The following is a 20539-nucleotide window of genomic DNA, read 5'->3' on the forward strand; positions in this document are numbered from 1 at the left end:
GTGCTGGTCGGAGTGGTGCCCGCGGCACCCGACCGGCGAGCCCGCGTCGGCCGCTCGCGGCGCGGTGCGCGCTGCTCCGGCGCCTGCGAGCGGGTATCGAGCTCACGCCGGCCGCCGACCACGTCGCCCTTGTAGATCCACACCTTCACGCCGATCCGGCCGAACGTGGTGCGGGCCTCGAAGAAGCCGTAGTCGATGTCGGCACGCAGCGTGTGCAGCGGCACCCGGCCCTCGCGGTAGTGCTCGGAGCGGGACATCTCGGCGCCGCCGAGACGGCCACCGCACTGCACCCGGATGCCCTTGACCTGCGGGCTGCGCATGGCCGACTGGATGGCCTTGCGCATCGCGCGGCGGAAGGACACGCGGTTGGACAGCTGCTCGGCGGTCACCTGGGCGACCAGCTGGGCGTCGGCCTCGGGGTTCTTCACCTCGAGGATGTTGAGCTGCACCTGCTTGCCGGACAGCTTCTCCAGCTCGCCCCGGATGCGGTCGGCCTCCGCGCCGCGGCGGCCGATCACGATGCCCGGCCGCGCGGTGTGGATGTCGACGCGGACCCGGTCACGGGTGCGCTCGATCTCCACCTTCGAGATGCCGGCGCGCTCCATGCCCTTCGAGAGCAGGCGACGGATCTTGACGTCCTCGGCCACGTATTCCGCGTACTGCTTGTCGGCATACCAGCGGGACTTCCAGTCAGTGGTGATCCCGAGCCGGAAGCCGTGCGGGTTGATCTTCTGACCCACTAGCTGGCACTCCTCTTCGCACTGGGCTTGCGACCACCCTTGGCCGCCTTCTTCACCGGTTCGGGCTTCGGCCGCGACTCCACCTCGACGGTGATGTGGCTGGTCCGCTTCCGGATCCGGTAGGCACGGCCCTGGGCCCGCGGGCGGAACCGCTTGAGGGTCGGGCCCTCGTCCACGTAGGCCTGGCTGACCCAGAGTGTCTCCGGGTCGAGGTCCAGGTTGTTCTCGGCGTTGGCCACTGCGCTCGCCAGCACCTTCGCCACCGGCTCGCTGGCCGCCTGTGGGGCGTACCTGAGCACGGCGAGGGCGTCCTCGGCGCTGCGGCCCTTGATGAGCTCCACAACGCGGCGCACCTTCATCGGCGTGGCGCGGACGTAGCGAGCCCGAGCAAACGCGCGCGGAAGCTCTTCCTGCGCGGTCGCGTCAGTCATTGCTTACTCCCTATGTCCCTAGCGCCTGCGCGCCTTGCGGTCGTCCTTCACGTGACCCTTGAAGGTCCGGGTCGGTGCGAACTCGCCGAGCTTGTGCCCGACCATCGACTCCGAGACGAAGACCGGCACGTGCTTGCGGCCGTCGTGCACCGCGATCGTGTGGCCCAGCATGTCCGGGATGATCGTCGACCGGCGGGACCAGGTCTTGATCACGGTCTTCTTGCCGGACTCGTTGAGCGCGTCCACCTTCTTGAGCAGGTGGTCGTCGACGAACGGGCCCTTCTTCAAACTCCTAGGCATCTGTCACTCCCTCCTGCTCTAGCGCTTCTTGCCGGTCCGGCGCCGGCGGACGATCATCCGGTCGCTCGGCTTGCCCTTGTGGCGGGTACGGCCCTCCGGCTTGCCGGCCGGGTTGACCGGGTGTCGGCCACCGGACGTCTTGCCCTCACCACCACCGTGCGGGTGGTCCACCGGGTTCATCGCGACACCGCGGACGGTCGGGCGCTTGCCCTTCCACCGCATGCGGCCCGCCTTGCCCCAGTTGATGTTGGCGTGCTCGGAGTTGCCGACCTCGCCGATCGTCGCGCGGCAGCGCACGTCCACGTTGCGGATCTCGCCGGAGGGCATGCGCAGCTGCGCGAAGCGGCCCTCCTTGGCGACGAGCTGCACCTTCGCTCCGGCCGAGCGGGCGACCTTCGCCCCACCGCCGGGCCGCAGCTCGATCGCGTGGATCACGGTGCCGACCGGGATGTTGCGCATCGGCAGGGCGTTGCCCGGCTTGATGTCCGCGCTCGGCCCGTTCTCGATCCGGTCGCCCTGCCGCAGCTTCTCCGGCGCGAGGATGTACCGCTTCTCGCCGTCGGCGTAGTGCAGCAGCGCGATCCGCGCACTCCGGTTGGGGTCGTACTCGATGTGCGCGACCTTGGCCGGCACGCCGTCCTTGTCGTGCCGCCGGAAGTCGATCAGGCGGTACGCCCGCTTGTGCCCACCGCCCTTGTGCCGGGTGGTGATCTTGCCGTGCACGTTGCGGCCGCCCCGCCCGTGCAACGGACGGATCAGCGACTTCTCCGGCGTCGACCTGGTGATCTCGGCGAAGTCGGAGACGCTCGAGCCACGACGCCCTGGCGTCGTCGGCTTGTACTTGCGAATGCCCATCTCTACGCAGTCCTCAGTGTCTCTACTCGCCGGCTCAGGCCGGCCCGCCGAAGATCTCGATCGGCTTGCTCTCCGCGGAGAGCGTCACGATCGCTCGCTTGGTGTCCTTACGCTTGCCGTATCCGGTGCGGGTCCGCTTGCGCTTGCCGCTGCGGTTCAGCGTGTTCACGCTCACCACCTTGACGCCGAACACCTTCTCGACCGCGATCTTGATCTGGGTCTTGTTGGCGCCTGGCGCGACGACGAACGTGTACTTGTTCTCCTCGAGCAGCCCGTAGGACTTCTCGGAGATCACCGGCGCGAGCAGCACATCGCGGTGGTCGGGGATCACTTGTCGTCCTCCTCGGACTTCCGCTGCGACGGCGGGAGCTGGAAGCCGGCCTTCTCGGCCTCATCGGCGCTGGCGAACCAGACCTCGGCCTCCGTGCGGTTGTAGAACGAGGTGCCCGGCAGGTGGTAGAGCTTCGAGCTCTCGTTGCCCTTGACCGGAAAGCCCTCCGGTTCGGCGCCGTCGTCCAGCGCGGCGTGGCTGCCGGCGCCGTACGGACCGGCCTCGGCCTTCTTCGCCTTCGGCTTGGACGCCGCCTTGTCGGCCTTCGCCTCCGCCTTCTCCGCCTTGGCCTCCGCCTTCTCGGCCTTCGCCTCCGCCTTCTCAGCCTTGGCCTCCGCCTTCTCAGCCTTGGCTTCCGCCTTGTCGGCCTTCGCCTCCGCCTTGTCGGCCTTGGCCTTCGCCTTCGGTGCGGCCTTCGGTGCGGGCTCTGCGTCGACCTCGCTCGACCGGGCACTCGCCTTGACCGAGACGCCCTTCGACGGGCCGGCCAGGAAGGTGTCCAGCGCGGCGCGGGTGAACACCACGTCGTCGTTGACCAGGACGTCGTAGGTGTTCAGCTGGTCCGGCGCGATGACGTGCACGTTCGGCAGGTTGCGCACCGAGCGCCAGCTGACCTGATCGTCGCGGCCCAGCACGACCAGCACGTGGCGTGCCTCGCTGACCGTCTCCAGCACCTTGCGGGCGGACTTGGTGGACGGCGTGTCGCCGTCGACGAGGCCGCTCACCACGTGCACCTGGCCGGCGCGGGCCCGGTCGGAAAGCGCACCGCGCAGCGCGGCGGCCTTCATCTTCTTCGGGGTCCGCTGCGCGTAGTCACGCGGCGTGGGGCCGTGCACGATGCCGCCACCGGCGAACTGGGGCGCGCGGGTCGAGCCCTGACGGGCGCGGCCGGTGCCCTTCTGCCGGTAGGGCTTCTTGCCACCGCCGCGGACCTCGCCGCGGGTCTTGGTGGAGTGCGTGCCCTGCCGTGCCGCGGCCTGCTGCGCGACGACCACCTGGTGCATGAGTGCGATGTTGGCCTGCACGTCGAAGACCTCGGCGGGCAGCTCGACCTTGCCGTCGGTCTTACCGGCCGGGGTCTTCACCTCAACGCTGGTCACTACGCATCACCCTTCGCGGCGGTCTTGAGGAACACCACGCCGCCCTCTGAGATCTCGCCGGGGATCGCGCCCGAACCGGCGATCTCGACAACTGCAACGTTGCTCACTGTGCATCCCCCTTCGCGGCGGTCTTCAAGAAGACAACGCCGCCCTTGGGGCCGGGGATCGCGCCCCTGACGAGGATCAGACCCTCCTCGGCGTCCACCCGGTACACCTTGAGGTTCTGGGTGGTGACCTTGACGTGGCCCATCCGGCCCGCCATGCGCAGGCCCTTGAACACGCGACCCGGGGTGGCGCAGCCACCGATCGAGCCGGGCGAGCGGTGCTTGCGCTGGGTGCCGTGAGAGGCGGACAGGCCCTTGAAGCCGTGCCGCTTCATCACACCCGCGGTGCCCTTGCCCTTGCTGGTGCCGGTCGCGTCGACCACCGTGCCGGCGTCGAACACCTCGGCGGTGATCTCCTGGCCCAGCTCGTAGGTGTCGGCGTCGGTCGTGCGCAGCTCGGCGAGGAAGCGGCGCGGGGTCACGCCGGCCTTCTCGAAGTGGCCGGTGCGCGGCTTGTTGACCTTGCGCGGGTCGATGGCGCCGAACGCCAGCTGCACCGCGGTGTAGCCGTCGGCGTCCTGGGTGCGGATCTGGGTGACCACGTTGGGGCCGGCCTTGACGACGGTCACCGGGACGATCCGGTTGTTCTCGTCGAAGACCTGGGTCATCCCGAGCTTCGTGCCCAGGATCCCTTTCATCTGCCGGGAAGACATTAGTACTCAGGCCTCACTGAATGTTGACGTCGACGCTGGCCGGGAGGTCGATGCGCATGAGTGCGTCGACCGTCTTCGGCGTCGGGTCGAGGATGTCGATCAGACGCTTGTGCGTGCGCATCTCGAAGTGCTCGCGCGAGTCCTTGTACTTGTGCGGCGAGCGGATGACGCAGTACACGTTCTTCTCGGTGGGCAGCGGCACCGGTCCGACGACCCGAGCGCCCGTGCGGGTAACCGTCTCGACGATCTTGCGCGCGGACGCGTCGATCGCCTCGTGGTCGTAGGCCTTGAGCCGGATGCGGATCTTCTGTCCCGCCATGGTGGCTTGCCGTCCTTCTCGTCCTGTGCTCTATCACGATGGCTCGTGCCGCTCCGGTCCACGCGGTCGGGTGTGTCGCGCCCTTCGCACAGACCGGCCCCGTGGACTTCTGTCCTTCGGGAGTGGTCATGACTGTCTCGCCCGACAGCCGAACACAGCCGTCCACGACGAGCAACCTGTCAAGGATGCCACACGCGTGTGCGGCACCCAGAACCGGGGCCCCAGGTGAGAACACCTGAGGCCCCGGTGGGTACTACTTGGCGATCTTGGTGACCCGGCCGGCGCCGACCGTCCGACCACCCTCGCGGATGGCGAACCGCAGGCCCTCGTCCATGGCGATCGGCTGGATGAGGTTGACCGTCATGCCGGTGCTGTCACCGGGCATGACCATCTCGGTGCCCTCGGGGAGGGTCACCACGCCGGTCACGTCCGTGGTCCGGAAGTAGAACTGCGGGCGGTAGTTGTTGAAGAACGGCGTGTGCCGGCCGCCCTCGTCCTTGCTCAGGATGACGACCTGGGCCTCGAACTCGGTGTGCGGCGTGGTGGTGCCGGGCTTCACGACGACCTGGCCGCGCTCGACGTCCTCGCGCTTGATGCCGCGCAGGAGCAGACCCACGTTCTCACCGGCGCGCGCGTCGTCGAGGATCTTGCGGAACATCTCGACGCTCGTGACGGTGGTCTTCTGGGCCTTCTCCTTGATGCCGACGATCTCGACCTCTTCCATCGGCTTGAGCACGCCACGCTCGACGCGCCCGGTGACCACGGTGCCGCGGCCGCTGATGGTGAAGACGTCCTCGACCGGCATGAGGAAGGCCTTCTCGATCTCACGAACCGGCTCGGGGATGTTCTCGTCCACCGCGTTCAGCAGCTCGATGACCTTGTCGCCCCACTCGGCGTCGCCCTCCAGCGCCTTCAGCGCGGAGACGCGGACGACCGGCAGGTCGTCACCGGGGAACTCGTACTCGGTCAGCAGCTCGCGGACCTCGAGCTCGACCAGCTCCAGGATCTCCTCGTCGTCCACCATGTCGGCCTTGTTCAGGGCCACCACGATGTACGGCACACCGACCTGGCGGGCCAGCAGCACGTGCTCCTTGGTCTGCGGCATCGGACCATCGGTCGCGGCGACCACGAGGATCGCGCCGTCCATCTGGGCGGCACCGGTGATCATGTTCTTGATGTAGTCCGCGTGACCCGGGCAGTCCACGTGGGCATAGTGCCGCTTCTCGGTCTCGTACTCGATGTGAGCGATCGAGATCGTGATACCGCGCTGCTTCTCCTCCGGCGCCTTGTCGATCTCATCGAACGGCGTGAAGGGGTTCAGGTCCGGGTACTTGTCGTGCAGAACCTTCGAGATGGCCGCGGTCAGCGTGGTCTTCCCATGGTCGATGTGACCGATGGTCCCAATGTTGACGTGCGGCTTGGTCCGCTCGAACTTCGCCTTCGCCACTTCTCTCGTCCTCCTGGACTTGTATCTCTCCGCCGTCTTTGATTTGGGACGACAGCTAAATGGGGTTCAGTTGTGCGGAACCATAGAGGGCGCTACCCACGCAGCCCGCACCGGATGCAATTACTCGCCGGTTACTCGCCGGTCGCCTTGGCGATGATCTCCTTCGCGACGCTCTGGGGAACCTCCGCGTAGGAGTCGAACTGCATGGAGTAGTTCGCCCGACCCTGGGTCTTGGACCTCAGGTCGCCGACGTATCCGAACATCTCCGACAGCGGCACCAGCGCCTTGACGACGCGGGAACCACTCCGCTCCTCCATGGCCTGAATGTGGCCACGGCGAGAGTTCAGGTCGCCGATGACATCGCCCATGTAGGTCTCGGGCGTGGTCACCTCGACCGCCATCATCGGCTCGAGCAGGGCCGGGCTCGCCAGCCGTGCGGCCTCCTTGAGCGCCATGGAGCCGGCGACCTTGAAGGCCATCTCGGACGAGTCGACCTCGTGGTAGGCACCGTCGATCAGGGTCAGCTTGATCCCCACCAGCGGGTAGCCCGCCAGCACGCCGTACTGCATGGCGTCCTGGGCACCGGCGTCCACGGACGGGATGTACTCCCGCGGGATGCGGCCACCGGTCACCTTGTTGTCGAACTCGTACAGCGCGCCGTCCTTCGTGGCCAGCGGCTCGAGCTTGATGATCACCTTGGCGAACTGGCCCGACCCACCGGTCTGCTTCTTGTGGACGAAGGTGTGCTTGTCCACGGTCTTACGGATCGTCTCGCGGTAGGCCACCTGCGGCTTGCCAATGTTGGCCTCGACCTTGAACTCCCGGCGCATGCGGTCCACCAGGATGTCCAGGTGCAGCTCGCCCATGCCGGAGATGATCGTCTGACCCGTCTCGTCGTCGAGCTTGACCCGGAACGTCGGGTCCTCCTCGGCGAGCTTCTGGATCGCGGTCGAGAGCTTCTCCTGGTCGGCCTTGGTCTTCGGCTCGATGGCCACCTCGATGACCGGCTCGGGGAACGTCATGCTCTCGAGCACGATCGGGTTCTGCGGGTCCGACAGGGTCTCGCCCGTGGTGGTGTCCTTGAGCCCGATGACCGCGTAGATGTGGCCGGCCAGCGCCTCGGGAACCGGGTTCTCCTTGTTGGAGTGCATCTGGAAGATCTTCCCGATGCGCTCCTTGCGGTCCTTGGTCGAGTTGATGACCTGGGCGCCGCTCGCGACCTTGCCGGAGTAGACCCGGATGTAGGTGAGCTTGCCGAAGAACGGGTGCACGGCGATCTTGAACGCCAGCGCCGAGAACGGCTCGTCGGTCCTCGGGCTGCGGAAGGCCGCCGTCTCGCCGTCCTGCAGCGTGCCCTCGACCGGCGGGAGGTCCAGCGGTGCCGGCAGGTAGTCCACGACCGCGTCGAGCATGGGCTGCACGCCCTTGTTCTTGAACGCGGAGCCGCACAGCACCGGGTAGGCGCTGCCGTCGTGCACGATCTTGCGGATGCCCTGCTTGATCTGGTCGACGGTGAGCTCCTCGCCGCCGAGGTAGAGCTCCATGAGGTCGTCGTCGGTCTCGGCGACGGCCTCGAGCAGCTGCTCGCGGTACTCGCCGGCCTTCTCGACGAGGTCGGCCGGGATCTCCTCGACCGTGTAGTCCTCGCCCTTCTTGACCTCACCGCGCCAGGTCAGCGCGCGCATGTTCACCAGGTCGACGACACCGATGAACTCGCTCTCGGCGCCGATCGGCAGCTGGATCGGCAGCGGCTTCGCGCCGAGACGTTCGGAGATGGTGCGGATGGTGAAGTAGAAGTCCGCGCCCAGCTTGTCCATCTTGTTGACGAAGCAGATACGCGGGACGTCGTACTTGGTCGCCTGCCGCCAGACCTGCTCGGACTGCGGCTCGACCCCCTCCTTGCCGTCGAACACGGCGACCGCGCCGTCGAGCACCCGCAGGTTGCGCTCCACCTCGACGGTGAAGTCGACGTGTCCCGGGGTGTCGATGAGGTTGATCTGGTGGTCCTTCCAGAAGCACGTCGTCGCGGCGGACGTGATCGTGATGCCGCGCTCCTGCTCCTGCTCCATCCAGTCCATGACGGCGGCGCCGTCGTGCACCTCGCCGATCTTGTAGCTGATGCCCGTGTAGAACAGGATCCGCTCGGTCGTCGTGGTCTTGCCCGCGTCGATGTGGGCCATGATCCCGATGTTTCGGACCTTGGCCAGGTCGGTCAGCACGTCGAGTGCCACGGGTCTCTTCCCCTGTCTCAGTCAGCGTTGGTGCGGCCCAGGCTTCTGGCCGCGTGCCGTCACCAGCGGTAGTGGGCGAAGGCCTTGTTCGACTCCGCCATCTTGTGCGTGTCCTCGCGGCGCTTCACGCTCGCCCCGAGGCCGTTGCTCGCGTCTAGCAGCTCGTTCATCAGTCGCTCGGTCATGGTCTTCTCCCGGCGCGCCCGGGAGAACGTGACCAGCCAGCGCAGCGCCAGCGTCGTGGAGCGGCCCGGCTTGACCTCGATCGGCACCTGGTAGGTGGCGCCACCGACGCGGCGGCTCTTCACCTCGATGGTGGGCTTCACGTTGTCAAGCGCACGCTTGAGCGTGACCACCGGGTCGGTGCCGGTCTTGTCGCGGGCGCCCTCGAGCGCCTGGTACACGATCTTCTCGGCAACGGAGCGCTTTCCGTCCCGCAGCACCTTGTTCACCAGCTGGGTGACCAGCGGGGAGCTGTAGACCGGGTCGGAGATCAGCGGCCGCTTGGTGGCAGGTCCCTTGCGGGGCATCTCAGCTCTTCTCCTTCTTCGCGCCGTAACGGCTGCGAGCCTGCTTGCGGTTCTTCACGCCCTGCGTGTCCAGCGAGCCACGGATGATCTTGTAGCGCACACCGGGCAGGTCCTTCACCCGGCCGCCGCGCACCAGGACCATCGAGTGCTCCTGGAGGTTGTGACCCTCCCCCGGGATGTAGGCCGTGACCTCGATGCCGCTGGTCAGCTTCACGCGAGCGACCTTGCGCAGTGCGGAGTTCGGCTTCTTCGGGGTGGTGGTGTAGACGCGGGTGCACACGCCACGCCGCTGCGGGCTCCCCTTGAGGGCCGCAGTCTTCTGCTTGGCGACCTTGTCCTGGCGGCCCTTACGGACCAGCTGCTGGATCGTGGGCATGGACCGGCTTTCTCCTGGTGTACTGCTCTGCTTGGTCTCTAGCTGTTTCGTCCCGCTCCGTATCACGAGGTCGGGCGTGTCGCCCTTCCCCACAACGCCCAAGCAGGATTGAATCATCCTGACAGGGCTCGGAAGGAACTCCGCGGTTACTGCCGGGTGTCCGCTGACGCGGACCTCCGCGCACGCACGCGGATCGACCCGACCTAAGCCGGGCGCAAGTACCAAAGATACCTGGCGCGTCTCGGAGGGTCAAAACCGGGGTCACCTGGCGCTGGAGCCGCACTCGTCCCTGACGGATACAACACCACGACGGCGCTGGTCATTCCACCACACCTGTCTTCGGGGCCGGTGCCCCAGGGGTGGTTTCGGTGGGTCAGATGCCGCAGCTGGGCGCCGACCAGAACTGGTCCGCTCGGTGCGCCACGTGGGTGTGGTCGTCGTGGCCGGGATAGCCCGGGCCGAGGATCTCGCGGAAACCGTGCTCTCGGGCCTGCTGTGCCAGCCCGCAGAAGCCCTGCGCGCCGGCACCCAGGTCGACCGCGTCGCCGTAGAGGTGCCGGCTGTTGGGCGCCCCGCCGACGTTGTTGTTGCACGCCACGCTGCGGAAGCCGCCGTTGACGTCGATCGGTCGGTCGCCCATCGCGTGGCGCATCGCCTGCAGCTTCCACATGGACACCAGCGCGTTGGCCTTCGCGGTGGCGGCGTCGACGTTGCCGCCGGACCAGTCGGAGTTGCAGTTGTTCAGCTCGTCGAAGGTGAAGTTCACCGGCGTGCAGTCGTCGTCCTGGAGCTCGTAGAGCTTGTCGAAGGTCGACTGGTTCGCGGCGCCGTCCGCGGGCAGGCCGTACGCCTGCTGGAAGCGTGTGACGGCCGCTTTTGTCGCCGGACCGTAGTCGCCGTCCAGGCCCAGCACCGCGCCCGTGCCCGGGTAGCCGGCGACGCGAATCTGCAGCTGCCGCACGTCCTCGCCGGTCGCGCCCTCGGCCAGCGGGCGGTCCCAGCTGAAGCAGGCGTCGGCGGGCGCCGCGTTGGCCGGCAGCACGGTGACCGCGACGACGATCGCCGCGGCGACCGCGGACAGCAGGGCGACGAGGCGAACCAGACGCGACTTCATGCGAGTCCTCCGGCAGGGTCGGATGATCCTCGGAGGGTCGTCGGCGGAGATCGTCACGTCAACGAGTAACGGAAAAGTGCCCTACTTCGGTGGATCATGACCGCCCAACCGGCCCACGACGATCGTCGCAAGCAGCGCGTTATGGTGCCGCACAGGCCGTCGCACCGAACCCGGTCGGACCCGCCTAATACGCCACCGCCACCGGCCCCGGCCCCGGCCCCGGCAACTCCCCGATCCAGGACCTGACGTGCTCAGATGACGGGGCCAACCTCGCCTGCAAACACCTCGGTGGCTGGACCGGTTCGCCCGTGCCGACCTGATCGCCGGCGGCGAGAGCACCCCGGACGACGGCTACTGCCACCTGTTCTTCCGCAGAGCTCCCGGACGCGGCTGAGAAGACGGCGGGGCCCCGGAAGCCGTGTGGCTCCCGGGGCCCCGCCGTGCCCTAGACCTTTACACCCCTACGACTACCGGTAGTCCCGACCGAAGTCGTAGTCGTCCAGCGGGACCGCCGCACCGGTGCCCGTGCCGAACACGTCCGGGGTGTAGTAGCCGTCGTCGTAGGACGGGATCGCGTACGCCGCGACCCGCGCCTCCTCGGTCGGCTGCACCTGGATGTTGCGGTACTTGTTGATGCCGGTCCCCGCGGGGATCAGCTTGCCGATGATCACGTTCTCCTTCAGGCCCACGAGCTTGTCCGACCGGCCGTTGATGGCCGCGTCCGTGAGCACGCGAGTCGTCTCCTGGAAGGAGGCCGCCGACAGCCACGAGTCCGTGGCGAGCGACGCCTTCGTGATGCCCATCAGCACCGGACGGCCCGACGCCGGCTCGCCGCCACCGGCGACGACCCTGCGGTTCTCCGTCTCGAACTGCGCCCGCTCGATGAGCGCGCCGGGCAGGAACTCCGCGGCACCGCTGTCGAGGATCGTGACCCGGCGCAGCATCTGCCGGACGATCACCTCGATGTGCTTGTCGTGGATGGACACACCCTGCGCCCGGTAGACCTTCTGGACCTCGTCCACCAGGTGCAGCTGGGCCTCCCGTGGGCCCATCACCCGCAGCACCTCGTGCGGGTTGGGGGTGCCCTCGAGCAGCGGCTGGCCGACCGACACGTGGTCACCATCGGACAGCGGGCCTTCCGCGCTCACCGCGAGCCGCTGCCGCTTGGACAGCTTGTCGAAGACGATCTCCTCGCTGCCGTCGTCCGGGATCAGCGTGATCTTCCAGTACCGGTCGCCGTCCTCGATCCGCACGCGGCCGTCGGTGTCGGCGATGGGCGCCATGCCCTTCGGCACGCGGGCCTCGAACAGCTCCTGCACACGCGGGAGACCTGTGGTGATGTCGTCTCCCGCGACGCCGCCCTGGTGGAACGTACGCATCGTCAGCTGCGTACCCGGCTCACCGATGGACTGCGCGGCCACGATGCCGACCGCCTCGCCGACGTCGACCAGCTGGCCGGTCGCCATCGAGCGGCCGTAGCAGGTGGCACACACACCCACCGCCGACTCACACGTGAGCACGCTGCGCACCTTGGCGTTGGTGACCGCGGAGGACACCAGCGTCTCGATCGCCGGGTCGCCGAGGTCGTCGCCGCGGTTGAGCAGGACGTTGCCGTCCCCGTCGGTGATCTCCTCGGCCAGCGTGCGGGCGTAGACGCTCGTCTCCACGTGCTGGTCGCGCAGAACCGACTTGTCGGGCTGCGCCTCGCCGATCTTCATGTTGATGCCGCGCGTGGTGCCGCAGTCGACCTCGCGGACGATGACGTCCTGCGACACGTCCACCAGACGCCGGGTCAGGTAACCCGAGTCGGCGGTCCGCAGCGCGGTGTCGGCCAGACCCTTGCGGGCACCGTGCGTGGCGATGAAGTACTCCAGCACGGACAGGCCCTCGCGGAAGTTGTGCTTGATCGGCCGCGGGATGTACTCACCCTTCGGGTTGGACACCAGACCACGCATCCCGGCCAGCGACCGGACCTGGGTCATGTTGCCCGCCGCACCCGACTTCACGATCATCGGGATCGGGTTGTCGTCCGGGAAGTTCTCCTCCATGGCCTTGGCGACCTCCTCCGTCGCCTGGCCCCAGACCTTCACCAGCTCGTTGTTCCGCTCCGTGTGGGAGAGCTGACCGCGCTGGTAGCGCTTCTCGACCGCGTCCGCCTTCTTCTCGTACTCGTCGAGGATCTCCGCCTTCTTCGCGGGCACCACGACGTCGGAGATCGCGATCGTCACGCCGGACCGGGTGGCCCAGTGGAAGCCCGCGTCCTTGAGCTTGTCGAGGGTCCGCGCCACGGTGACCATCGGGTACCGCTCGGCCAGGTCGTTGACGATCGCGGCCTGGCGCTTCTTCGGCATCGGCTCGTTGATGAACGGGTAGTCCTCGGGCAGCAGGTCGTTGAACAGCACCCGGCCCAGGGTCGTCTCCGCCAGCCAGGTCGAGCCCGGCTCCCAGCCCTCCGGCTTGTCCGCCGACGCCGGCGCACGGTCGGAGACGCGCACCTTGATCGGCGACTGCAGGCCGATCACCTTGCGGTCGAAGGCCATGATGGCCTCGGCCGGCGAGGAGAAGGCCAGCCCGGCGCCGACTCCTTCCTCCCTGAGGCGGGTCAGGTGGAACAGCCCGGTCACCATGTCCAGTCGCGGCATGGCCAGCGGACGGCCGGACGCCGGCGACAAAATGTTGTTCGACGACAGCATCAGGATCCGCGCCTCGGCCTGCGCCTCGGCGGACAGCGGCAGGTGCACCGCCATCTGGTCACCGTCGAAGTCCGCGTTGAACGCCTCGCAGACCAGCGGGTGCAGCTGGATCGCCTTGCCCTCGACCAGCTGCGGCTCGAAGGCCTGGATGCCGAGGCGGTGCAGCGTCGGCGCGCGGTTGAGCATCACCGGGTGCTCGGTGATGACCTCTTCCAGCACGTCCCACACGGCCGGCCGGGCGCGCTCCACCATCCGCTTGGCGGACTTGATGTTCTGCGCGTGGTTGAGGTCGACCAGCCGCTTCATCACGAACGGCTTGAACAGCTCGAGCGCCATCGCCTTCGGCAGACCGCACTGGTGCAGCTTGAGCTGCGGGCCGACCACGATGACCGAACGGCCGGAGTAGTCGACGCGCTTGCCCAGCAGGTTCTGCCGGAACCGGCCCTGCTTGCCCTTGAGCAAGTCGGACAGCGACTTCAGCGGCCGGTTGCCCGGGCCGGTGACCGGACGCCCGCGGCGGCCGTTGTCGAACAGCGCGTCGACGGCCTCCTGCAGCATCCGCTTCTCGTTGTTCACGATGATCTCGGGCGCGCCGAGGTCGATGAGCCGCTTGAGCCGGTTGTTCCGGTTGATCACGCGGCGGTACAGGTCGTTCAGGTCGGAGGTGGCGAACCGGCCACCGTCGAGCTGAACCATCGGCCGCAGGTCCGGCGGGATCACCGGGATGCAGTCGAGCACCATGCCCATCGGCGAGTTCTGCGTGGACGAGAACGCGGCGACGACCTTGAGCCGCTTCAGCGCGCGGAGCTTCTTCTGCCCCTTGCCGTTGCGGATCGTGTCGCGCAGGTTGTCGGCCTCGGCCTCGACGTCGAAGTCGGCCGCCAGCTTCTGGATGGCCTCAGCGCCCATGGAACCGGTGAAGTAGTCGCCGTAGCGGTCCACCAGCTCGCGGTAGAGCACCTCGTCCGCGATCAGCTGCTTGACGTCGAGCTTGGTGAAGGTGCTCCAGATCTCGTCGAGCCGGTCCAGCTCGCGCTGGGCCCGGTCGCGGAGCTGGCGCATCTCGCGCTCGCCGCCCTCCTTGACCTTGCGCCGGACGTCGCTCTTGGCGCCCTCGTCCTCGAGCGCCTTGAGGTCGGCCTCCAGCTTCTGCGCGCGGGCCTCGATGTCGGCGTCGCGCCGGTTCTCGACCTGCTTGCGCTCGACCCCGATCTCGCTCTCCAGCGTGGCGAGGTCGTTGTGCCGCAGCTCGCCGTTCACCCCGGTGATCACGTAGGCCGCGAAGTAGATGATCTTCTCGAGATCCTTCGGGGCGAGGTCGAGCAGGTAGCCCAGCCGCGAGGGCACGCCCTTGAAGTACCAGATGTGGGTGACGGGAGCGGCCAGCTCGATGTGGCCCATCCGCTCGCGGCGCACCTTGGCGCGCGTGACCTCGACGCCACAGCGCTCACAGATGATGCCCTTGAAGCGGACGCGCTTGTACTTGCCGCAGTAGCACTCCCAGTCCCGGGTCGGACCGAAGATCTTCTCGCAGAAGAGTCCGTCCTTCTCCGGCTTGAGGGTGCGGTAGTTGATGGTCTCGGGCTTCTTCACCTCACCGAACGACCACTGGCGGATGTCGTCCGCGGTCGCCAGGCCGATGCGAAGCTCGTCAAAGAAGTTGACGTCCAGCACGTCGGTACTTCCCCTTTGTTCGTCTGAAGCCTTGGGTTATGGGGATCCGTTGGTCAATTCACGACGTCGTCAACAGATGGCGACTCATTGCGGGACAGGTTGATGCCCAGGTTGGCGGCCGCGCGCTCGAGGTCCTCGTCGTCCCCGTCGCGCATCTCGATCGCCGCGCCGTCGCTGGAGAGCACCTCGACGTTGAGGCACAGCGACTGCAGCTCCTTGAGCAGAACCTTGAACGACTCCGGGATGCCCGGCTCCGGGATGTTCTCGCCCTTGACGATGGCCTCGTAGACCTTCACCCGGCCGAGCACGTCGTCGGACTTGATCGTCAGCAGCTCCTGCAGCGTGTACGCCGCGCCGTAGGCCTGCATGGCCCAGCACTCCATCTCACCGAAGCGCTGGCCACCGAACTGGGCCTTACCACCGAGCGGCTGCTGGGTGATCATCGAGTACGGGCCGGTCGAGCGGGCGTGGATCTTGTCGTCCACCAGGTGGTGCAGCTTCAGGATGTACATGTAGCCGACCGCCACGGGGAACGGGAACGGCTCGCCGGAGCGGCCGTCCAGCAGCACCGCCTTGCCGTCCTCGGCGACCATCCGCTCGCCGTCCCGGTTGGGCAGCGTCGAGCCGAGCAGGCCGGTGATCTCGTCCTCCTTGGCGCCGTCGAACACCGGGGTCGCGGTGTGCGTGCCGGGCGCCACGTCGTAGAGCTCACCGGGCAGCTTGGTCGCCCAGTCGGGACTTCCCTCGACCTTCCAGCCCTGCGACGCCAGCCAGCCGAGGTGCAGCTCCAGCACCTGACCGATGTTCATTCGGCGCGGCACACCGTGGGTGTTCAGCACGACGTCGACCGGGGTGCCGTCCGGGAGGAACGGCATGTCCTCGGCGGGCAGCACCTTGCCGATGACGCCCTTGTTGCCGTGCCGGCCGGCGAGCTTGTCGCCGTCCTGGATCTTGCGCTTCTGGGCGACGTAGACCCGGACCAGCTCGTTGACGCCCGGGGGCAGCTCGTCCTCGTCCTCGCGGGAGAACACCCGGATGCCGATGACCTTGCCGGTCTCGCCGTGCGGCACCTTCAGCGAGGTGTCGCGCACCTCGCGCGCCTTCTCGCCGAAGATCGCGCGGAGCAGGCGCTCCTCGGGCGTCAGCTCGGTCTCGCCCTTCGGCGTCACCTTGCCGACCAGGATGTCGCCGTCGCCGACCTCCGCACCGATGCGGATGATGCCGCGCTCGTCGAGGTCGGCCAGAACCTCCTCGGAGACGTTCGGGATGTCCCGGGTGATCTCCTCGGCGCCGAGCTTGGTGTCGCGTGCGTCGATCTCGTGCTCCTCGATGTGGATCGAGGTGAGCACGTCGTCCTGGATGAGGCGCTGCGAGATGACGATGGCGTCCTCGTAGTTGTGGCCCTCCCACGGCATGATCGCCACGAGCAGGTTCTTGCCGAGCGCCATCTCACCGTTCTCGGTGCACGGCCCGTCGGCGATGACCTGGCCGGACAGGACCCGGTCGCCATCGCCCACGATCGGCCGCTGGTTGACGCAGGTGCCCTGGTTGGACCGGCGGAACTTGTGCAGCCCGTAGGTCCGGCGGGAACCGTCGTCGGCCATCACCGTGATGAAGTCGGCGGACAGCTCCTCGACCACGCCGTCCTTCTCCGCGACCACCACGTCGCCGGCGTCGACCGCGGCGCGCAGCTCGGTGCCGGTACCCACCAGCGGCGACTCGCTGCGCAGCAGCGGCACCGCCTGGCGCTGCATGTTGGCACCCATCAGCGCGCGGTTGGCGTCGTCGTGCTCGAGGAACGGGATCATCGCGGTCGCGACGGACACCATCTGCCGCGGCGAGACGTCCATGTAGTCCACGTCGAACGGCTCGATGAACTCGACCTCGCCGCCCTTCTTGCGGACCAGCACGCGGTCCTCGGCGAAGTGGCCCTGGTCGTCGATCGGCGCGTTGGCCTGCGCGATGACGTGCCGGTCCTCCTCGTCCGCGGTCAGGTAGTCGATCTGGTCGGTGACCTGACCCTCGATGACCTTGCGGTACGGCGTCTCGATGAAGCCGAACGGGTTGACCCGGCCGTAGCTCGACAGCGAGCCGATCAGGCCGATGTTCGGGCCTTCCGGCGTCTCGATCGGACACATCCGGCCGTAGTGGCTGTGGTGGACGTCGCGGACCTCCATGCCCGCGCGCTCACGCGACAGACCGCCCGGGCCCAGCGCGGACAGGCGACGCTTGTGCGTCAGGCCCGCGATCGGGTTGGTCTGGTCCATGAACTGCGACAGCTGCGAGGTGCCGAAGAACTCCTTGATCGCGGCCACCACGGGGCGGATGTTGATCAGGGTCTGCGGCGTGATCGCCTCGACGTCCTGGGTCGTCATCCGCTCGCGGACGACGCGCTCCATGCGGGACAGGCCGACCCGGATCTGGTTCTGGATCAGCTCGCCCACCGTGCGCAGGCGGCGGTTGCCGAAGTGGTCGATGTCGTCGACCTCGACCGGGACCTCGTTGCCGTCGATCGTCATCGACGTGTCGCCCGCGTGCAGCCGGACCAGGTACTCGATCGTGGTGACGATGTCGTCCTCGGTGAGCACGCCCGTTTCCTTGGGCAGGCCGACACCGAGCTTCTTGTTGACCTTGTAGCGGCCGACCTTGGCCAGGTCGTAGCGCTTGTCCTTGAAGAAGAGGTTCTCCAGCAGGGTCTGCGCGGACTCCTTGGTCGGCGGCTCACCCGGGCGCAGCTTGCGGTAGATGTCGAGCAGCGCCTCGTCGGTGCCGGCCGTGTGGTCCTTCTCGAGCGTCGCGAGCAGCGTCTCGGAGAAGTGGAACCGCTCGCGGATCTGCTCGGTGGACCAGCCGAGCGCCTTCAGCAGCACGGTGACCGGCTGGCGGCGCTTGCGGTCGATGCGGACGCCGACGGTGTCGCGCTTGTCGACGTCGAACTCGAGCCACGCGCCACGGCTGGGGATGACCTTGACGCTGAAGACGTCCTTGTCGGTGGTCTTGTCGACGTTGGTGTCGAAGTAGACGCCCGGGGAGCGGACCAGCTGGGACACGACGACACGCTCGGTGCCGTTGATGATGAACGTGCCCTTGTCCGTCATGACCGGGAAGTCACCCATGAACACCGTCTGGCTCTTGATCTCGCCAGTGGAGTGGTTGGTGAACTCGGCGGTGACGAACAGCGGCGCCGCGTAGGTCATGTCCTTGTCCTTGCATTCCTCGACCGAGGCCTTGACCTCGTCGAAGCGCGGGTCGGAGAAGGAGAGAGACATCGAGCCGGAGAAATCCTCGATGGGTGAGATCTCGTTCAGGACCTCTTCGAGGCCACCGACCGGAGTCTCGTCACCGGCGTCGACACGGCGCTGGAACCACGCCTCGTCACCGGTGAACCACTGAAACGATTGAATCTGCAGGTCGAGCAGGTTGGGCGTGCCAAGCGGCTCGCGGATCTTCGCGAACGAGACCCGCAGCGGTGCGCCTGGTATACCTGAGTTCGACACGGTGGAGTTGGTCGCAGCAGTGGCCTTGGTCGCGCGGGAGACTGCCAAGATGCGTCCTTCCAGGACTATGTGCGGTCGAGCAGCCTCGTTAGCAACTGAAACGAAGCTGGTCTAGGGTGCGGTCGTGCCCAACAGTCTAGGGCATGCGAAAGTGGGCAGCGCAAAGGGGCAGTCTAGCCGTGAAGCCGGCGACTGTCTAGGCCCGCACTCAACCAACCTCCCGCCGAAGGCGCGCTTGGTGAACAGCGTGACCCGGTGGCGTCATTCAGTCAAGATGCCGCGCCAGGATCTCACCGGCTTTCGGCCCGCTCGTCAGCCGGCGTCCAGCTGTTCTGTAGCAGGGAGTTCGCGCTTCCAGCGCGCTGACCAGCGGCTCCTCCCGAGCCGTGTCCGGTCGAGACGATCACGCTCGGCGAACACGGTCGGTGACCGATAGATCAGCACTTCGGGGCGGGCTGGCCGTTCACGAGGGGCTGGTCGAACATGTTGAACTCGGTGATCTTCCAGGCGTCGCCCTCGCGGTGGGCCAGGACCGCGAACTGGGCCTCGCCAGCCACCGAGTTGTTCACGTCGACCCGGGTGCTGCTCTGGTCGATGAACACGAGCGCCTCGGCGCGGTCGCCGTCCAGGCGGATCAGGGCGATGTCCCGCACGGCGGTCACCATGACGATCTTCTGCTTCGGCGCCAGCGTCTTGACCTGGCCGAACAGCTGGTCGTACTCGCAGCGCGCCTTGCCGGTCAGCGTCTCGTCGACGGCCTTCTGCGTCGCCTGCAGGTCGGTGTAGTTGTAGCTGAAGGTCTCCTCGATCGCCGACTTGAGCTGGCCGACCACCTCGCTCGAGGTGCCCGAGTCGGTGAGCGCGGTGTTGCTGTCGGCGCTGCGCAGGCTGTCCGACTCGCCCCGGAACCAGACCGCGAGGCCGGCGAGCACGATCGCGGCCACGGTCAGCACGACGGCGACCGACAGCTGGGTGGCGGCGCGCTTGCGCGGGTTGTCCTCGACGCGGGCGCGGGCGCGGTGGGACTTGGTCCGCGCCTCGGCCTCGGTGAGGTCGGCCGGGCGGGTGGTGCCGGTGGCACGCCGCTTGCCGGCCGGGCGGCGGACCGGGCTCGGAGTCGCCTCGTCGGAGTCCAGGTCGGAGTCCAGCTGGTCCTCGTCCAGCCGGTCCTCCTCGAGGTCGATCGGTTCCTCGAGGTCCTCGACGACGGCGAGGTCGCGCTCGGGTTCGAGATCGGGCTCGAGATCGCGCGTGGGGCCGGGCTCGATGTCGTCGAGGTCCAGCGTGCCGGACAGCGACTCGCGGCCGGACTCGCCGGGCTCCACGGGCTCACCGGCGTACTCATCGCCAGGCTCACGGCCGGACTCGCTCGGCTCGAACTCGTCCGCGTTGTCCCGGGTGCTGGCCGGCCGGTTGCGCAGGCCGGCCACCCGCGGGCGGCGGACCGGCGGCACCTGCCCCGAAGAGGGGGGCGGGCGACGGCGAGACGGTGGCACTGCTCGGGTCCTTTCGCTACTGCGGCTGGGCGTACGGCACGGGGCCGAGGGTCTCTAGCTTCCAGCCGTCGGCCGTGCGGGTCAGCGTCGCCTGGATGCGCTGGTAGGACGGCTGCGGTTTGCCGTCGCCCGTCTGCACGGTCTTCTCGATGGCGGCGATCACGGTCGCCTTGCCGCCCCGGTCGTCGAGCTCCTTCACGGCCGACGACGTGATCTTCGCCGAGGTGATCGGCTTCGCGTCGGTGAGCTGCTTCTTCTTGTCCGCGGTCAGGTTCGTGATCTCGTCGTGCAGCGGGCCGGTGGTGGCATCGGCCCAGTTCGACAGGCCCTCGTCGAGCTTGCGGTAGTCCAGCTCGTTCATCGTGACGATCGCGGCGCGGGCCACCCGGTCCACCTCGTCGCGCTTGCCGGAGTACGCCAGCCCGTCGTCGTTGGAGGCCCGGAACCACGAGACGCCGAACCAGCCCGCCACCGCCGTCGCGGCGACCACCAGCGCGACGGCCACGCTCAGCGCGATGACCGGGAACCGCGGGCCCGACTGCCGCTTCGGCTCGGTGGCCGACTCGGCGACAGTCTCGTCGGAGGCGTCGGCGGCGTCGGTGCCGGTGTCTGTGCCGGTGTCGCTGTCGGCGGATGTCATGGCACTCC

Annotated in this window: 16 protein-coding genes and 1 pseudogene; all 17 read right to left on the bottom strand. The window is 67.9% G+C overall.

The genetic code is table 11. The annotated features are described in order from the left end of the window. A partial coding sequence (gene rpsC / locus ACRDSK_RS05985; protein ID WP_431438928.1) for a 30S ribosomal protein S3 occupies positions 1–740 on the bottom strand: 740 nt, incomplete at its 3' end. Then, on the bottom strand, positions 740–1171 hold the full coding sequence (rplV, locus tag ACRDSK_RS05990; RefSeq protein WP_431438929.1) for a 50S ribosomal protein L22: 432 nt from the start codon (positions 1169–1171) through the stop codon (positions 740–742). The genes rplV and rpsC, both read right to left, overlap by 1 nt. Positions 1172–1189: 18 nt before the next feature. After that, on the bottom strand, positions 1190–1471 hold the full coding sequence (gene rpsS / locus ACRDSK_RS05995) for a 30S ribosomal protein S19 (RefSeq protein ID WP_330839971.1): 282 nt from the start codon (positions 1469–1471) through the stop codon (positions 1190–1192). An 18-nt stretch (positions 1472–1489) separates the two neighbouring features. Beyond that, positions 1490–2326, bottom strand: a complete 837-nt coding sequence (gene rplB, locus ACRDSK_RS06000; protein WP_431438930.1) for a 50S ribosomal protein L2 — start codon at positions 2324–2326, stop codon at positions 1490–1492. A 34-nt stretch (positions 2327–2360) separates the two neighbouring features. Then, positions 2361–2657, bottom strand: a complete 297-nt coding sequence (gene rplW, locus ACRDSK_RS06005) for a 50S ribosomal protein L23 (protein ID WP_431438931.1) — start codon at positions 2655–2657, stop codon at positions 2361–2363. A gap of 434 nt (positions 2658–3091) precedes the next feature. Continuing rightward, positions 3092–3757 (bottom strand): annotated as a pseudogene (gene rplD / locus ACRDSK_RS06010) (50S ribosomal protein L4); the annotation flags it as partial. A gap of 103 nt (positions 3758–3860) precedes the next feature. Next, positions 3861–4514, bottom strand: a complete 654-nt coding sequence (rplC, locus tag ACRDSK_RS06015) for a 50S ribosomal protein L3 (protein ID WP_431438932.1) — start codon at positions 4512–4514, stop codon at positions 3861–3863. Positions 4515–4527: 13 nt separating this feature from the next. Beyond that, the gene (rpsJ, locus tag ACRDSK_RS06020) at positions 4528–4833 is read right to left on the bottom strand and encodes a 30S ribosomal protein S10 (RefSeq protein WP_003938093.1); all 306 of its coding nucleotides are present in this window, start codon (positions 4831–4833) and stop codon (positions 4528–4530) included. A 253-nt stretch (positions 4834–5086) separates the two neighbouring features. Beyond that, on the bottom strand, positions 5087–6280 hold the full coding sequence (tuf, locus tag ACRDSK_RS06025) for an elongation factor Tu (RefSeq protein WP_431438933.1): 1194 nt from the start codon (positions 6278–6280) through the stop codon (positions 5087–5089). A gap of 131 nt (positions 6281–6411) precedes the next feature. Beyond that, complete coding sequence (gene fusA / locus ACRDSK_RS06030; protein WP_431438934.1) at positions 6412–8511, bottom strand: elongation factor G; 2100 nt, start codon at positions 8509–8511, stop codon at positions 6412–6414. A 59-nt stretch (positions 8512–8570) separates the two neighbouring features. After that, positions 8571–9041 carry a 30S ribosomal protein S7 gene (gene rpsG, locus ACRDSK_RS06035; protein ID WP_431438935.1) on the bottom strand — a complete coding sequence of 157 codons (471 nt, stop codon included), beginning with the start codon at positions 9039–9041 and terminating at the stop codon, positions 8571–8573. A gap of 1 nt (position 9042) precedes the next feature. Continuing rightward, the gene (rpsL, locus tag ACRDSK_RS06040) at positions 9043–9417 is read right to left on the bottom strand and encodes a 30S ribosomal protein S12 (RefSeq protein ID WP_030473471.1); all 375 of its coding nucleotides are present in this window, start codon (positions 9415–9417) and stop codon (positions 9043–9045) included. 373 nt (positions 9418–9790) lie between these two features. Beyond that, on the bottom strand, positions 9791–10531 hold the full coding sequence (locus ACRDSK_RS06045) for a D-Ala-D-Ala carboxypeptidase family metallohydrolase (RefSeq protein WP_431438936.1): 741 nt from the start codon (positions 10529–10531) through the stop codon (positions 9791–9793). Between the two features lie 467 nt (positions 10532–10998). After that, positions 10999–14898, bottom strand: coding sequence for a DNA-directed RNA polymerase subunit beta' (locus ACRDSK_RS06050; RefSeq protein WP_431438937.1), 3900 nt, complete (start codon positions 14896–14898; stop codon positions 10999–11001). A gap of 53 nt (positions 14899–14951) precedes the next feature. Then, positions 14952–18443, bottom strand: a complete 3492-nt coding sequence (gene rpoB, locus ACRDSK_RS06055; protein ID WP_431438938.1) for a DNA-directed RNA polymerase subunit beta — start codon at positions 18441–18443, stop codon at positions 14952–14954. 389 nt (positions 18444–18832) lie between these two features. Next, entirely contained in the window at positions 18833–19849 is a 1017-nt protein-coding gene (locus ACRDSK_RS06060) for a hypothetical protein (RefSeq protein ID WP_431438939.1), read from the bottom strand. 58 nt (positions 19850–19907) lie between these two features. Next, positions 19908–20531, bottom strand: coding sequence for a hypothetical protein (locus ACRDSK_RS06065; RefSeq protein WP_431438940.1), 624 nt, complete (start codon positions 20529–20531; stop codon positions 19908–19910). Positions 20532–20539 lie beyond the last annotated feature (8 nt).

It is taken from the genome of Actinophytocola sp. (assembly GCF_050699915.1).
Lineage (GTDB): Bacteria > Actinomycetota > Actinomycetes > Mycobacteriales > Pseudonocardiaceae > Actinophytocola.

Bases quoted from the DNA above. Each gene is read 5' to 3' on its own strand.
- rplV (WP_431438929.1), bottom strand. From the start codon at position 1,171: ATGACTGACGCGACCGCGCAGGAAGAGCTTCCGCGCGCGTTTGCTCGG.
- rpsS (WP_330839971.1), bottom strand. From the start codon at position 1,471: ATGCCTAGGAGTTTGAAGAAGGGCCCGTTCGTCGACGACCACCTGCTC.
- rplB (WP_431438930.1), bottom strand. From the start codon at position 2,326: ATGGGCATTCGCAAGTACAAGCCGACGACGCCAGGGCGTCGTGGCTCG.
- rplC (WP_431438932.1), bottom strand. From the start codon at position 4,514: ATGTCTTCCCGGCAGATGAAAGGGATCCTGGGCACGAAGCTCGGGATG.
- rpsJ (WP_003938093.1), bottom strand. From the start codon at position 4,833: ATGGCGGGACAGAAGATCCGCATCCGGCTCAAGGCCTACGACCACGAG.
- rpsG (WP_431438935.1), bottom strand. From the start codon at position 9,041: ATGCCCCGCAAGGGACCTGCCACCAAGCGGCCGCTGATCTCCGACCCG.
- rpsL (WP_030473471.1), bottom strand. From the start codon at position 9,417: ATGCCCACGATCCAGCAGCTGGTCCGTAAGGGCCGCCAGGACAAGGTC.
- ACRDSK_RS06045 (WP_431438936.1), bottom strand. From the start codon at position 10,531: ATGAAGTCGCGTCTGGTTCGCCTCGTCGCCCTGCTGTCCGCGGTCGCC.
- ACRDSK_RS06065 (WP_431438940.1), bottom strand. From the start codon at position 20,531: ATGACATCCGCCGACAGCGACACCGGCACAGACACCGGCACCGACGCC.